The sequence below is a fragment of the Amycolatopsis sp. NPDC004378 genome (assembly GCF_053602455.1).
In genome coordinates this window covers 23,303-37,738 of record NZ_JBSGDR010000036.1, presented here as the reverse complement: position 1 = coordinate 37,738, position 14,436 = coordinate 23,303, and the positions used below count along the sequence as shown (strand labels likewise).

At 67.4% G+C, this 14,436-nt stretch carries 15 protein-coding genes and 1 pseudogene; 5 read left to right on the top strand and 11 right to left on the bottom strand.

The window, feature by feature from the left end; translation table 11 throughout:
- Positions 1 to 29 precede the first annotated feature (29 nt).
- The 9 genes from ACWEN0_RS46935 to ACWEN0_RS46895 all read right to left on the bottom strand — a co-directional run bounded on the left by ACWEN0_RS46935 (position 30) and on the right by ACWEN0_RS46895 (position 6,744).
- Positions 30 to 395 carry a hypothetical protein gene (locus tag ACWEN0_RS46935; protein ID WP_451988148.1) on the bottom strand — a complete coding sequence of 122 codons (366 nt, stop codon included), beginning with the start codon at positions 393 to 395 and terminating at the stop codon, positions 30 to 32.
- 30 nt (positions 396 to 425) lie between these two features.
- Positions 426 to 851, bottom strand: a complete 426-nt coding sequence (locus ACWEN0_RS46930; RefSeq protein ID WP_451988146.1) for a hypothetical protein — start codon at positions 849 to 851, stop codon at positions 426 to 428.
- 640 nt (positions 852 to 1,491) lie between these two features.
- Complete coding sequence (locus ACWEN0_RS46925; protein ID WP_451988144.1) at positions 1,492 to 2,481, bottom strand: hypothetical protein; 990 nt, start codon at positions 2,479 to 2,481, stop codon at positions 1,492 to 1,494.
- Between the two features lie 221 nt (positions 2,482 to 2,702).
- Positions 2,703 to 3,386, bottom strand: a complete 684-nt coding sequence (locus tag ACWEN0_RS46920; RefSeq protein WP_451988142.1) for a hypothetical protein — start codon at positions 3,384 to 3,386, stop codon at positions 2,703 to 2,705.
- The gene (locus ACWEN0_RS46915; RefSeq protein ID WP_451988140.1) at positions 3,371 to 3,541 is read right to left on the bottom strand and encodes a hypothetical protein; all 171 of its coding nucleotides are present in this window, start codon (positions 3,539 to 3,541) and stop codon (positions 3,371 to 3,373) included. The genes ACWEN0_RS46920 and ACWEN0_RS46915 overlap by 16 nt, the downstream gene beginning before the upstream one ends.
- Before the next feature lie 266 nt (positions 3,542 to 3,807).
- Positions 3,808 to 5,151 (bottom strand): glycosyl hydrolase family 28-related protein, encoded by a 1,344-nt coding sequence (locus ACWEN0_RS46910; protein WP_451988138.1) that lies wholly within the window; start codon positions 5,149 to 5,151, stop codon positions 3,808 to 3,810.
- A gap of 517 nt (positions 5,152 to 5,668) precedes the next feature.
- A complete protein-coding gene (locus ACWEN0_RS46905; RefSeq protein ID WP_451988136.1) occupies positions 5,669 to 6,007 on the bottom strand; it encodes a hypothetical protein in 339 nt (112 codons plus the stop codon).
- 28 nt (positions 6,008 to 6,035) lie between these two features.
- Complete coding sequence (locus tag ACWEN0_RS46900) at positions 6,036 to 6,509, bottom strand: hypothetical protein (RefSeq protein WP_451988134.1); 474 nt, start codon at positions 6,507 to 6,509, stop codon at positions 6,036 to 6,038.
- 49 nt (positions 6,510 to 6,558) lie between these two features.
- Positions 6,559 to 6,744, bottom strand: coding sequence for a hypothetical protein (locus ACWEN0_RS46895; protein WP_451988132.1), 186 nt, complete (start codon positions 6,742 to 6,744; stop codon positions 6,559 to 6,561).
- Positions 6,745 to 6,944: 200 nt separating this feature from the next.
- Between ACWEN0_RS46895 and ACWEN0_RS46890 the strand changes: the two genes are divergently transcribed.
- From ACWEN0_RS46890 to ACWEN0_RS46880, 3 genes are all read left to right on the top strand, one after another.
- Positions 6,945 to 7,760 (top strand): SAM-dependent methyltransferase, encoded by an 816-nt coding sequence (locus tag ACWEN0_RS46890; RefSeq protein WP_451988130.1) that lies wholly within the window; start codon positions 6,945 to 6,947, stop codon positions 7,758 to 7,760.
- A gap of 660 nt (positions 7,761 to 8,420) precedes the next feature.
- The gene (locus ACWEN0_RS46885) at positions 8,421 to 8,765 is read left to right on the top strand and encodes a hypothetical protein (RefSeq protein ID WP_451988128.1); all 345 of its coding nucleotides are present in this window, start codon (positions 8,421 to 8,423) and stop codon (positions 8,763 to 8,765) included.
- 21 nt (positions 8,766 to 8,786) lie between these two features.
- Positions 8,787 to 9,155 carry a hypothetical protein gene (locus ACWEN0_RS46880; RefSeq protein WP_451988126.1) on the top strand — a complete coding sequence of 123 codons (369 nt, stop codon included), beginning with the start codon at positions 8,787 to 8,789 and terminating at the stop codon, positions 9,153 to 9,155.
- Between the two features lie 55 nt (positions 9,156 to 9,210).
- On the opposite strand, the gene ACWEN0_RS46875 is transcribed toward ACWEN0_RS46880, so the two are convergent.
- A complete protein-coding gene (locus ACWEN0_RS46875; protein WP_451988124.1) occupies positions 9,211 to 10,068 on the bottom strand; it encodes a pentapeptide repeat-containing protein in 858 nt (285 codons plus the stop codon).
- Between the two features lie 75 nt (positions 10,069 to 10,143).
- Between ACWEN0_RS46875 and ACWEN0_RS46870 the strand changes: the two genes are divergently transcribed.
- Both ACWEN0_RS46870 and ACWEN0_RS46865 read left to right on the top strand, forming a co-directional pair.
- Positions 10,144 to 11,148, top strand: a complete 1,005-nt coding sequence (locus tag ACWEN0_RS46870; RefSeq protein ID WP_451988122.1) for a glycosyltransferase — start codon at positions 10,144 to 10,146, stop codon at positions 11,146 to 11,148.
- Between the two features lie 81 nt (positions 11,149 to 11,229).
- The gene (locus ACWEN0_RS46865) at positions 11,230 to 13,167 is read left to right on the top strand and encodes an NB-ARC domain-containing protein (RefSeq protein WP_451988120.1); all 1,938 of its coding nucleotides are present in this window, start codon (positions 11,230 to 11,232) and stop codon (positions 13,165 to 13,167) included.
- Here the strand turns inward: ACWEN0_RS46865 and ACWEN0_RS46860 are convergent.
- Positions 13,158 to 14,436, bottom strand: a pseudogene (locus tag ACWEN0_RS46860) (hypothetical protein); the annotation flags it as partial. The gene ACWEN0_RS46865 and the pseudogene ACWEN0_RS46860 overlap by 10 nt on opposite strands.

Genomic DNA, 14,436 nt, shown 5'->3' with positions numbered 1-14,436 from the left:
GGCGCTGTGATGCGCGGCGCGTGACGTGATCAGGAGTTGCGGTTGGAGATCTGGAACTGGTTTCGATAAGCGCAGAAGGAGACGCCTGCCTCGACGCTGACGATCCGGTAACCACTCGGCACGGGGTTGTAGCCCTCACACATCGCGTCCTCGCGGCGAATGTCGTTTTTGATGTTCAGCCGATGAGTGCCACCGCAGCTCCTCGCATTGGCCTCGATCGACCACACGATGTACCCCGCCGGCACGGTCTCGTACTGGGCGCAGATGCTGGTCTCGTGAGCATCGGCCGCGGGCGCGGCCAGGATGGTCAGTCCGGCAACGGCGGCACCGATCGCGGCAGACAACTTGATCACGGTGAAATCCCTTCTCTTGGTTTCAGCGACGAGCATTCGCATCATCGCTCTTGATCGACCGGAGCTGGTCGTTCAGATCTCGAAGTAGGCCGGCTGTCCCCACACGAAGTCGCCTGCTTGGGGATTCCAGTAGCCGACCATGACTCGCCCGCTGCAGTGCGAGGTGGGCACCATCGGCCAGCCGACAGTTCCCGACGTGGTGGTGGCGCCGTTCCCGTCGCGGAAGCTGAAACGTGGCGAGCTCCCCGTGTCGCAGTCGACTCCGAGGCGCAAGGCGGCTTCCCGGCCGAAACCGCATTCTACGGACGTACGCACGTTGAAGCTGGTCAATCCCGACTCGGCGGCGCTTCGCCACGTGGTGACAGTCCCGGAGCAGCCTTGAGCGGAGACGCTGCCGCCTGCCGAGGCCTCTGGTGCGCTGAGAACCAAAGTGGTCGCAGCCAGCAGCATTGCACCTGCAATTTTTCCTTTTCCCATTTTGCTCGTTTCTTCATGCACTTGATCTGGATTTTCCTGAAATGGTGCGAGGAATTGATGTATCAGTTCTAGCACGTCTCGGCGCTGCCAGGATCGATTTCCCCTGTACATTTGCACACTACTCGGGGCAGCGCGCCTCTCAGCGATCCCAGCGGGACTGCCACGCATCGGAAACGAAGTCCTTGGAGCGTGGTGGTCGATCCCAGTCGAGGGCAGCTCGGGCCGGCTCGGACGGTGTGCGGAAGTTGTGTATGTGGTCGTGGTGGACGTGCACCTCTGTCGGGTCGGATCCGCGCAGCGGATCTATCGGCGGCAGGAGGGCGGATGATCGTCCTGGCCCGGGCGTTGACCTGGCGGATCGCGATGACGTCAGTGGTGACGAAGGTGACCGGTGTCCGTCGAGGATCGGATACGGCAGTCCGTCGCCCCGAGACCGGGACGTTCTCTCGCTTAAGAAGGTAGGCAGGCGGCGCGGCCGCGAGGGGCCGGCGCCGGTTGTAGGTGCTTGCCGACGCGCACGTCTCACGATCGACCCGAGTGGACGGTGGGCACCAAAACGGTGGACCGGCTGCGGGTGAACAGGCCGCCGCTCCACGGTCGGCTGCCGGCGGTGGCATCGAGTCGAGTGAAAATTCTTGGTGCAAGCCGGGCAGCCGTCCCGCTACTGGACCTCCGCCTGGGCCCCCGGTGTCCCCGGTGAGGAAGGGGACCAGCCGAGTCCGCCGACCTCGCCCAGCACGGCCTGCTGGCCCAGGACCAGGCAGCGCAGGTCGACGTCGTGTTCGAGCACGGGCGCCACCGGCAGCAGCATCGCGCCGGCCGCCACGAGCAGCACTCGCGTCACCACGTCCGAGCCCCCGGCGACCTGAGGCCCCTGGAAGAGGAGGTAACGCGCGTGCTGCCACGCCGTCACGCGGCTGGCGACGTCCAGGTTCCAGGCGTCGGCGAGCAGGCCGAGCCCTGCCTCGAACAGCACATCGCACTGATCGGGTTCGGCGGTGACGACGTAGATCGGGTTCCCGTTGGTCTCTACCCGAGCGGCGCCGCCGCGTGCTCGGGCGCCGGCCGCCAGCTCCGCGGTGACCTGGCCGGCTGCGCCTCCGCGCACGAGCCGGTTCCCCGTGACGACCCGGCCGCCAGGCAGCACGATCCGGTTGACCAGAACGTCTCCGGCGGTGAACCGCCTCGAGGCGGCCTGCCCGTAGGCGACCATGATCCTGGAGGCCGGCGTCGGCCTTCCACCGATGTAGGCGCGGGCATCCGGATCCCACACCGCGCCGGCGCGCAGCCGTCCGGAAGGTCCGAGCCGGGTGTAGAGCGGGCCGCTCTCGCGCAGGCTGGTGCGGAACCGCTGCGCGTCCAACAGCACTGTCGCGCCGAGCCGTGGAAACGTCAGCGCCTGCTCGTAGCGCCACTCCACCAGCTCGGCGTGGATTTCGTGCAGCAGTGCGACTCTTCCCGCCCGGGTCTCCTGCCCGGCCCAGGCTGCGGCCAGCCTGGCCCGTACCGCGTCGGCGATCTGTGCCTGCCGCTGGGCGGCCGCGGCGAGCCGCAGCCGCTCGGGCGGGTCGATGCTCCGCTGCGCCCGGTGGGGAACCGGAAAGTTCGCCGCGCTGATGGCCGCTGCTCCGCGACCAGGTGTGCCGGCCATGGATCAGGTCACCACGGGCGAGTCACCATCGGCGGCGGGGCCCGGCCACGTTTCTGCATTCATCCGAGTGATCCCTTTCGGGGAAGTGCCCAAGGAGTTCCGATCTGCCGACCGGAACTCCTTGCCGACTACATCAGGCTACAAAGGTATACCGACCGGGCGCGGGTGTTGCGACACCCGCACGACATCGCCGTCAGGGGCGTCCGATCAAAGAATCCGATTCAGTGGCGTGGTGCGCAGTCGTACAGCGAGAGACTGTTCGCCGTGGCCGCGGCCTGTCCGTTGGTGCTTCGACCGCCATAGCGGGTCTCGTCCACCTTCGTGCAGTTGTCCTCGAGCCACTTGCCGCGATCGATCGCGACCGCCGAATTCCCCATGGCGAGCTCGGGCAGCCCGCCTTGAGAACCGGGCAGCCCCGGTAGCGCAGGAATTCCTCCCGGGCCACCGTTTCCTGATGCGGCGACAAAGCGGAGTTCACCGGATTTCGTCCACTTCTCGAGATCGCTGAGACTCGGTGCCAGGTCGGTCCCCATGAAACCTCCCATGCCGATGACCGTTTCGTCGCCGTTGACAATGAAGTTCGACGCCAGTTGAGCGCCGCCGTCCACGGCCAGCTTGATGCGCGCACCTCCCGAATTGGCCACGGCGTAGTCGAGCATTCGTTTCCGTTCGCCGGACAGTTTTCCGCCGTTGGTACAGTTGCCGTTAGGGCCGCTTGTCCCCATCATCTCCTGCAGGCTGGCCGCGACGTGAGCGGACACTTCGGGTAACACGGGTAGTGTGCCTCCGGCGGGTCCGGTCTGCTGTTCCGGTCCGGCGGCGGGCAGGCTCATGTCGGCGGGCTCCGGCCCGGCCGTCGTGGCGATCGACCACGACGTCCACCGCCCGGTCACGGCCGGGACCACGAGTCCATGTTCTTCAGGCTACCCGCGTTCTCGCCCATCTCGTTGCCCGAGATGTGGCCGAGGCCGTCGTAGGCGAGCAGGAGATCCAGCGCTGTGCCGTCGGTGATGCGGCCGATATGCGGCTTTTCGTCGGGCCACAGGTCGACAGCGGCCACCCATCAGAAGGAGTACGCGGCCAGGGCAAGCGCCGCCAGTCCCAAGTCCCCGAGACGTCACGGCCGGCCTGCCCAGGACCCCGGGAGATAGGTCAAGCCGAGGGTCAGGATGACGATCTAGGCCAGCATTTTGGTGTTGAAACCGCAGCCGGCGAAAATGGCCGAGAGCACGAGCCATCGCGTCGCGGACTTCCGCGTCACATCCGGCTGCGCGGCACGGGTGAGCGCATAAGCCGCGGCGACCAGAAATAGCGCGGGGCTTTGGATCAGAAGATGTTGTTCGCCAACACCACGTTCGTGTTGCTCTCGGTGGCGGAGCAGCCCAGCTGACCGGTTTGCGGTGCGACGTTTCCGGTGACCAGGACATCGCGGGAACCGCTGATCTTCACTTCGGTGCGCCCCGGAACCCCGGTGCGGAAGATGTTGCCGCTCAGCACGACACCCGATCCACCTCCGATGTGGACGGTCGGCTGGCTGTAGTCGCCGTTGCCGGTGTTGTTCATGAACGTGTTCCCGGTGATCGACACCCGGTCTCCGTAGGAGGCGATCGCGGAGCTGCGCTGGTCCCCGATCCGCGTGCCGGTGACGGTGATGTCGTGGGTGCCGCGCTCGATGAGCACACCCTTTCGTGCGGACGCGCCGTCGCCGGCGCCGATCCAGGAGTTCGCGATCGTGGTGCTCCAGCTGCTGCCGGCGATGTAGACCTGTTGCTGGCGCGCGTTTTCCAGAACGCATGATTCGATCATCCGGCAGAAACCGGTGCCGTTGCCGACGATGCCGTACTGGAACTCGGCTCCGTTGAGGACCGACGAGTCGCTGATCGTGATCCCGTTCGAGTTCTCGGTCATCATGATGCCGATGTTGGACGGTTCGCAGAAGACGTCGTGGACGCGCTGGTCCGCGCACTCCCAGAACCACAGGCAGGCGCCGGGGAAGACGCTGTTGCCCAGCAACGGGCTGTTGCGGCCGCGGAACCAGCAGCCGCTGATGCTCGTCCACTGGCAGGAGATTCCGCTGGCGCCGCGCACGCCCGCGACGATCCCGTATCCGGCGTTGTGGATGTGCAGGCCGCGCAGGGTCGTCTGCTGGGCTCGCCGGACGGCCACACCCCATGACGGCTTGCCGTCGAAGTCGCCGTCCGGCGCGACCGCGCGGTCGATCGCGAGGTCGACGACGGCGTTGCCCACGCACTCGTTGTTGTCCGAGGCGTGGCCGATCGTGATGACGCCGTCCTGTGCCGTGGTGCGGTAAAGCAGTGTGTTGCGGCCGCTACCGAGCAAGGTCACGTTGTTCTTGTTCAGCCGGATCTCGTTCGCGAGCCGATAGCGGCCCTGGGGCAGCCACACGATGCCGCCACCCGCGTTCTCGGCCGCCAGCACGGCCTGCTGGATCGCGGTGCTGTCATCTGTGGTGCCGTTCCCGGTCGCACCGTGGTCCCGGACGTCGAACCAGCCGTTGATGCCACCTGGCGTGGTTGCGGCCGCGGCCGCGGCCGTCGGCGCGGTCGCTATCCCGGCCGCCGCCATGCCGGCCACGCCGGCGCCCAGTTGCATCAACCGGCGTCGTCTGAGCAGGTCCGAGCCGGCCCGACCGCCTTCGAACACCACCATGGCCTCCAATCGTCGTCTCGATCGGAAGGTAGTGAGCGGCGATCTGTTCGAGGGAGACTGTGCGCCGCGGCGGAGAAGTCCGGCGCCATTGTGTGCGGTGGCCGTGCGTCGACTACCTGGCGTTTAAACTTCTTTTATCCTCTTCGAGAAGTTCGCTTACGGTCGAAGAAAGGTTTTAGAGCTATGGTAATGCGTCGTGTCGCGGTGGCTTCCGTTCTCGCTGGCTTGTTGTCTCTGTGTTTCTCGGGGATCGCATCGGCCGCCCGATTCTCGGTGGAGACAAAGAACGGTCTTCCGTCCAGTGCGAAATGTCAGAAGTATGCCGACGAGCGGCGGGACGCTTGGATGGCGAAGAATCCAGGTAAGTCCTACGATTGGGAGTGCAAAAACAACAACGATGGCACTTTCAGGTTTACCCTCTATTATGTTTCGTAAGTGGATTGATAGGTTGCTGAATCTCCTCGGTCGGGCTAGCTCACTCATGGGCCCGCTCGATCGAGGGGATTCATCATCGATTTTAGTAAGTGCAGTATATGTCGGATCGGTAGACGAAGTTGTATGCCAGTCCCGTTTTCACCTCGATATACGGTCCGTTGGTGAGTAACGTCGGTGCGTAGCCTTCGCAGGTGTAGCCCTGGTTGCGTCGATCCGTGAAGTATTTGTCGGACTTGGTCATGTAGTCGGTCCATGCGGCCGTCGTTGTGTTGCCGAACCCTGTGATGGTCTCGTGCAGCGTGTTTGCCGACGCGGTTGCCTGACCGCTGAGGATGCCGGCGACGACCGCCGTAGCCAGAATCATTGCCGTGGTGATCCTGTGTCCGGTCGCCGAGCGCCTCTTCGTTTTTTGTGCTTTCACAGAAATCCTTTGCGAAGTCGTCGTCCGGTCAGCGGGTGCCGATCTTGCCCTTCCAGGTCTCCGTTGCCGCGTTCGCGGTCGGCGGATCGACGGTGAGCCCGATGCTGGCGAACGTGCCGTCGGGGTTCACCCGGGTGAACTCGTAGTAGGCCGAGCCGTCCGAAGGGTTGTAGGTTCCGACGGCGCTGAAGGGGATGCTGCCGGTGGGGGTGGCGATTGTCCCGCGCCGCTCGGCCCGGGTGCCGTCGGACTGCAACGCGACTTGGGCCGCGGAGGTGATCGTCGCACCGTTCGAAGCCTTGCCGGTCACCGAGACGTCCAGGCAGTAGGCCGGGTACGCGACCCAGCCCGGGCAGGCGGCTGTGGAAGTGGTCTGCGTGAAGATGGCCTTGTCGAACGTGTAAGCAGTGGCGGCTGAAGCCTCGCCGGTGGCAAGGACACAGAGCGTCGCTACTGCGGCGGCGACGCCGAGCTTGGCTGGAAGCCGCTCGCTTGTTGTCATCGGGATGTTCCTTTCGTGCAGATAGCCGGATAGCCGGAGAGCCGCGGGGTCAGCGTGTGCGGGTGGTCGGCAGGCTGCAGTGGCCCGCCGAGCAGGTCCAGCCCACCGGGGAAACCTGGGGTGAGGTAGTGGCCGGTCCCCGCTCGGCGGCTCCGGCGAGCACGAGGGCGGTGAACGCGGCGGTAGCCAAGAGGCTGACGGTCGAAAGCTTCGCGAATGCGCTGTTTTTCGTCATGCCGGAAGGGTAGAGAGCGCGGCACCCAGTGGTTCCCATTCTTGTCCGGCCGCTTCGGCCGAACCGTGATTGTTCCGCCGAACGGGATAATCGGTAACCCGGTTCGAACGTCCGGTGGTAGCCCTGGGCCGATCGCGGTTGGCCAGTGAACCCTTGCCCTATGCTGTGGGCCTCCGGTTCCGACTCACAGATTGGCCTCAATGGTTTTCTCCGCCCCGGTCAGCCGCGACTTCGATGGCCCGAGCGTCGCCCGCGTGTCGCATGCCCTTCTGGGTGGCCACGACCACTACGAAGCCGACCGTGCGGTCCTTGAGGACATTTTCCGGATCGCTCCCGAGTCGACCGTCGTGGCCAAGGAAGCCCGTCAGTGGCTCGTCCGCGCCGTCCGCTTGCTCACCGACCAGTTCGGTATCGACCAGTTCCTCGACCTGGGGTCGGGTCTGCCCACCGAGGCGAACGTCCACGAGGTGGCGCAGCGCTGCAACCCGGAAGCCCACGTCGTCTACGTCGACAACGACCCGGTCGTGCAGGCCTATTGCCGGGCCTTGCTCATGGACAACGAACGGATCCAGGTCTCCGGTCACGACCTTCGTGACGTCGACGGTACCTTGACCGACGACGTAATCCGGGCGTGTCTCGACCTGGACCGCCCGGTGGGGCTGATCATGAGTGCGATCATCCACCACATCGCCGACGACCACGAGGCCGAACGGATCGTTCGCGCCTACGTCGATGCCGTGGTGCCGGGCTCCTACCTCGTCTTGCTGCACATGCACGATCCCGCCGACGGCTCGAAGACGTCCCAGCAGGCGGAGTCCGTCCAGCGATCCTTGGCCGGTGCCGGGCTCGACACCCGCTTCCGTGCGTCCGAGCGGATCATGGCCTACTTCGACGGTCTGGAACTGGTCGAACCGGGACTCGTGCACCCGCACCAGTGGTGGCCGGACGGACCCCGCCTGCTGTCGCTGTCGGCCGCGCACCGCCTGTCGCTCTGCGGAGTGGCGCGAATTCCTTGAGCGCTCTCGGCAAACGAATGTTCACGGCCTGCCGGCCGCGAATCTGCTTGGTGGAGCCGACCGGCCTGGGTGGGTGCGGTTGGAGCGACCTCGCCGGAGAGCAGCCGTCGTCGGGTTCTCCACGAGGCATCGATGCCCCCGTGGAGGGGCCATCTTGCCAACCCTCACGTGTGAACAGTCGGCTTCGGGCTTCGCCGGGAGGTGCTCCCCACGGCACAGCGACGACCCTGCCCCTGCCCACGACGCGGACTGCGGTGGTTCCGCCGGTCTTGCCTTGCCGGGTACCAGTGCGAGCATTGTTCCTGTTGTTGTGAAGAAAATCAGAAGAGAAAGCGTCAACTGTTCACGGATCCGACAGTGCGTAGAGTTGCGGTGAGGCTCTTCATCGATTTAACATCATTTTGTTCGAAAGAACACCTGGGACGCGAACCGCGTTCCCCGTCGTCGCCGGTGCCCGTTGGCCGATCCTTCCGGGGTGCCGGTGGCGTTGAAGGGTCGCGAGCGGTACGCAGCGCTGACACACGTCGTCGGCCGCTCGTGGCCCAGGGGTCGGCCAGTGGCGGCCGGCCGGGCCAGGGGCCCCCGTGTCATCCGAAGCCGCTTGAAGACCCAGCCGGCCTCCGGGTGCACGGGGGTTTCTGTCGAAGCGAGAGGAAAAAAATGAAAAACATTGTTGCGGCGACCGCGGTCCTGCTCGCCGCGAGCGCGATCGGTGTCAGCCTTCCGGGTTCCGCGATGGCGTCGAATCCGGGTGACGACACCGTGGTCGGCACGCGTGACGCCAAGACGATCATCATTCCCGACACGTCGGGAATAGGGCTGAAGTGCACCCATTCGTCCGGTGTTTCCACGATTGACGTCAAGTACAGCCGCAACGGCTCGATCTTTTCTACCGAGGACGATGTCGCGACTCCGTACCGGCGTACCGGCAATGTCAGGAATTCGTTCGCAACAGTGTTCAATAATTCCTACGGTCACGTGGTTACCTGCTCTCTTGTCCGATAAAAGATCAGCATTCCGGGATGAGTGAGGAAAAACCATGAGAAAACCGCCGCCGCCGTCGCTCTCCTGGCTTCGGCCGCGATAAGTCTATCCTTGGCATCGGAGGCGTCGGCCGGTTCCGATCTCGTGAAGACGACCACGGTAGGCCCCGGGCTGACTGGTGAATTCAATGTCCCGAACGAAACCGGGCACTGGGTGAACTGCACGCATTCGGACGGGCGACCGGACTACATCGACCTCATCTACTGTCACTTGGGTGCGGCGGTCGTTTCCGATACCAGAGCCAAGACGCCGTACGAGCGGTACAGCTCGAACATCGGCAACACGCAGGTAAAGGTCCACAACTATTTCCAGGGTCGCACTGTGAACTGTAAGCTTTACCGCTCCACCTGATCCCTCGGTCGTCCGGGTCCCCGTCCTGCGAGGACCCGGGCGAGCGCCAGAGTCGTCAGCTTCGCGGTTCCGGCAGCGAGGTTTTGTCATCCGTCCGAGCTCCGGTGAGCTGCCCGTCGGTCAGGCCACGCGCGGACTGCAGGTCGGCTCCCGAGAGGTTCGCCCCGGTCAGGTCGGCTCCGTCCAGCCGCGCGTCCCCGAGCACAGCGCGGACCAAGCGGGCCTCACGAAGATCGGCTCCGGTGAGCGCGCTCCCGGTCAAATCCGCTCCGATGAACGTCGTGTGACCGGCGTTGACCCGATCGAGGATGGCGCCGCCTAGCCGCGCCCCGGTGAAGTCCGCCTCGGTCAAGTCGGCGTCCGCCAGCGGCATACCGCGAAGATCCTGCCCGGCCAGGCACACACCGTGCAGGTCGATTTCGTCGCGGTCCGCCCGCCGGGCGGGCTTGCCGCGGTGACGCAGGACGGCGAGAGCCGCGAGGATGTCGTCCCGATCGTCCTCGGGCCGGACGGCCTGCTTGCGCAGAAATCCGGTCACCGTTCGCAGCACGAGCTCGCGGTCGCGCGGCGAGTCCTGGAGGATCCTGCCCAGCGCGCGGATGCCGCCCGCCCGGACGGTTTCCGCCGCCGACCCCAGGTGCTCGACGGCGGTGTTGATCCGGTCCGTGAACTGCTTGTCCCTGTCGAGGAAGTATTTGCGGCCGGTGTAGTACAGACCGCCGCCGACGAAAGCCGCGCCGGTGAGGGTGCCGATCTGACCCCGTAACGTGCTGAGCGCGGCCGCGCGGTTCACGTCCGTCATCCCGGCTACCTCGCGGGCGGCCAGCAGCTCGGTGACCGGGAAGAACAGCAGCCATACGGCTCCGGCCAGCAGCGCGAACGTCACGGTCGCGGCCAGGAGCCTCTTCGCCATCGGATACATGTGCCCATTCCACTACGGAACGGGTGATCCGGAAAACCGGGGTGGCGGGCCCGATATCCTGCTCTCGTGGGAATACTGCTCGTGCCTTATCCGGCCCGGGGGCACATCGCACCCTTCCTTCGTGTCGCCGCCGAATTCGCCCGGCGGCGGATACCCGCGAGGATGGTCGTCCCGGCCTGTTACGCCGACGTCGTGCGCGCGGCCGGTGTCTTCCCGATCGTCGCCGGCTCCGCCGCCGGCGCCCGGGTGCCCCCGGGCTGGCGCCCCGGTGATCTCGTGCCCCGGCTCGACGCGTTCACGGAGCGCCGGCGCAGCGCGGCCGACGTGCGCGATGCGTACCGTCACGCGATCGAAGCGTCCCGGCCGCGGGTGACCGTGGTGGACCCGCACGCGCGATGGCTGCGTGAGCTGTCCGCGGCCCGCCGGGTCTTCCTGTCGACGACCACTCCGCCACCGTGCCGCCCGTCGGGTAGCTGGCTTGTCAACGGCCTGCCAGAGCTGTGTCCCGGTGACCGGATGTTCCGCTTCGTCGGACCGCTGCACGGTGCGCTGCCCACGCCGTACGCGGGGTTCCCGTTCCACCTCCTCACCGGACGCCGCCTGCTGGTTGCCGCCTTCGGCACTGTCTTCTCCCACGGGGCCGCGCGTCTGCGCGCGTTTGCCGAAGTTTTCCGTGGGACGAGCTGGCAGGTCGTCCTCGCCACCGGGCGCACCCCGCCCGCCGCCCTGGGCCCCCTCCCGGGCAACGTGCTGGCCCTTCCCGGGATCCCGCAGCAGGACCTGCTCGGCCGTGCGGAGGTTTTCCTCACGCACGGTGGGATGAACTCCGTGCTGGAGGCCGCGGCGGCCGGCGTGCCCATGGTGGTGTCGCCCCGCACCCGGGAGCAGCGTCGCACGGCGGCCCAGCTCGTCCGGCTGGGTGCCGGGGCCATCGCCGGGCCCGCTGGCCGGTTGCTCGCACAGGTGGAGGAGGCGGCTTCTCGGGCGGACCGGGCCGCCTGGCTCAGGTCCGTGGTCGGCACCGCGCCGTCGGCCGAGGAAGCCGTCACCGAGATCCTCCGATCGGCTTGACCACCGCCGGGTGTGCCGGATCCGGCACACAGCGTGGGCGTGACCCGATAAGGTCGGCGCACGCCTGGAGGGAGGGCCCGCGTGACCGACCAGCCCGAGAAGCCGTGGACGCTGCCCAGAAAACCGTTGTGCGTCAACCGCACCGCCGAGATCGAGCGTGCCACCACGGCCCAGCTGCACGCCCTCGCCGGCGACGGACCCGCGCTGGTCCAGTTGTCCGGCGCGCGCGGGATCGGCAAGACGACTCTGGCCGTTCACCTCGCGTACCTGTTCCGCGACGACTACCCCGATGGCGGCCTCTACCTGGACGCGCACGGCTCCGATCCCCGGGGCATGGTGCCCGTGGAAGACCTCGCCCGCCAGCTGCTCACCCAGCTGGGTTCGCGGGAGGTGCCGGGTGTGCCCGAAGACCGGCTCGCGGCGGCCCGCGGAGCACTCGCCGGAAAACGCCTGCTGGTGGTCGTCGACGACGTCAGGACGACCGAACAGCTCGACGGCCTCCTCGGCGACGTCGCGCACGCGGCGGTGATCGTGACGAGCAGGAGCAGGCTCGACGCGCTGGCGTTCCGGCACCAGTTCGTCCGCTGCGACCTGCCGGCCTTCGACATCGCTGCCGCGACCGAACTGATCGGGGCCGTTACGGGTGGCGCCGGCGTCGTGCCCGGTGACGTCGTCGACCTCCTCTGGGCCCGGTGCGCCGGCCTGCCGCTGGCCTTGGCGGTCGGTGCGGGGCGGCTCGCGGAGGAGGACGATCCGCGTGACTTCGTCGACGCCCTCGCGCTCGCCGATCTCGAGACGGACGGCGACGTCTCGGTGCCGGCTGTCTTCGACGCCATCTACCACGATCTCACCGGCGAAGAGCAGCACGACTACCGCGTGCTGAGCCTGGTGACGGGTGGGGACTTCGGTTCGGCGATCGCCGCCACCGTGCTCGGCTGCTCCGAGCGGGGCGCGCGACGTCGGGTCGGCCGCCTCGTGGCCAAGTACCTCGTCGAGGACCGCGGTGCCCGGCGTTACCGGTTTCACCACCTTGTGCGCGAACACGCGGCCGCGATCGCCCTCGCGCACGGCCCGGTCGAAGCCCAGGACACCGTGGAAAGCTCGACCGTCTGGCTTGCCGAGCGGGCCGTCGCCCTGGACCTTTCGTACGCGCCGCGGCCGATTCCGGAGTCCGCCGCGGAGTCCTATGCCGCCATCGGCCCCGCCTACCCCGGGGCGGGCGCGGCGGAGGCGGCGCGGGAGTTCGACGACGAATGGCCCAACCTGGTCGCCGCGGCGCGCAACTGCGCTGACATCGGCAGGTCCGAGCTGGCCCGGGTGGTGCCCATGGCGTTGTACTCGTTCGCCTACCAGACGCGCCGGTCCGGTCAGCTCGTCGAGCTGTACCGGCGAGCGCTCGACCTGGCCTCCGACCCGGCGCTGATCTGGCAGTTGAACCGCGACCTCGCCGGACTGCACGAGCAACTGGGCGAAGGTGAACAGGTGGTGCGGTTCGCCCGTGCCGCGATCGAGAGCGGGCACGGTCCGGGTCTGGCCAGCGCGTGGGAATGGCTGGGCCTCGGTCTGGAGGCGCTCGGGAGGTACGCGGAGGCGCGTGCTGCCTTCACCGAAGCACTCGCGGCTGTCCCGCTCATGAACGACGCGGTCCACGAAGAGCGGGCGAAAGCATTGCTGCGCATGCACTTCGGTCGTGTGGCGCTCAAAGAGAACGAGCTGGGCAGCGTGGAAGGTGAACTGCTCGCGGCTCGGAGGTTCTTCGCGATGAATGATCGGGACGCGCCCAACCTGGCCAGGTGCGGTGTCTTCCTCGGTGAGCTGTTCCGGCTTGTCGGCGAGGCGTCCCGCGCCGAGGCACACTGGCTCGAGTCCGCCGCCCTGTACGAGCGCGTCGCCATGCCGGAATCATCCGCCGAGACGCTCGACAAGCTCGCAGGCCTGTACGACGAACTGGGGCGGCAGGCCGATGCGCGGGCCGTTCGCGATCGCGCGCGGGAGCTGCGGAACGGCGATCAGGCGTAGGTCACCGAAACCGGGTGCCGACGGTCGCCCAGCAATAGTGTCACCTGCGGTGGCATCGTGCGTTCGCCGAGCCCGGCTGCGTGCCAGGCGTAGGGGACCGATGCCAAAGCGTCGGCCGGAACCGACGGTGCGCTGAGTGTCACGACCGTGCCTTCGCGGAACCGGACCTCCGTCGAGGACGACCCGGCGACCGCGCTCGCCGAACAGGCCGGGTGCCGCTCGAACACCCCGCGGTGCCAGTCGTCCTGGTCCGGGCCGGGGTCGTCCGGGCCGCACACCAGCACACCGGCCGCCGCCCGCAGCGTCCGGACCGGGTGGTCGACGCCGCAGCTCACGTGCAGGTCGTCGGCGCTGTCCGGAAGAAGGCGGCGTACCTCCGCTGCATGTCGTGACAGGCGGACGATCCCGGACTCCGCGTCCACTTCGTGCGTCACGAAATGCGCGCTCAGAGCGGGCGGTTGTGCGGCGAGCCGGTCGGCGGGGACGACCGCCACGGCCACCTCGCCGGTCGGCTCGGGAAGATCGAGCAAGGTGTAGAAGTGCTTGCGCAGCAACCGCAGGGAGTCGCCGGGGATGGAAGTCGTCTGCTCCGTGACGGGAGCGAACAGCTCGGCCGCGGGCGTTTTCAACGCGGATCGCAGGCTCGGCAGGTACGGTCCGGAGGGCGGAAGCCGCGGTGCCCGTTCTCCGAGCGCTGAAATCGGGGTGGCGGGCGGGACTTCGTCGAAGGTGGCGAGCACCGTGGGCTTCCCGAGCGCCGCGTGGTACCCGGTGACCGAGCCGACGTCGCCCACGGCCACGTCGGCGGCGATCAGGCCGGCCCGCCAGCCGTCGACCTCGTCCAGGACCAGCATCCCCGACCGCAGACAGTCGGCGTACCACTGCCGCACCGCCGCGGGTCCCTGCCCGTGAGTGGTGTTCGGGTGCACCACCAGCGCGACGGCGAACGAGTCGGGCGAAAGCTCCGCCACCAGCTCGCGGGGCAGGTTCGGCCGAGCGCCGAGCAAGGAGCGCGTCGACCAGGTCGACGTGACGAGGACCAGCGTGCGGTCCCCGACGCCCAGCGCGGCGCGGTACCGGTCGCGCAGCGGCAGGCTGGCGGTGATCCGGTCGAAGCACGGGTCACCGGCGACGACCGCGGACGGCAGGGCTTCGGGGACGTTCCGCTCCAGCTCGCCGAGCTGGTCGGAGTGAGAGAGAACGAACATGTCGGCGATCGGCCGCCCGCCGTGGAGCAGCCACTCCGATGTCAGTCCGAACGGCCCGGCT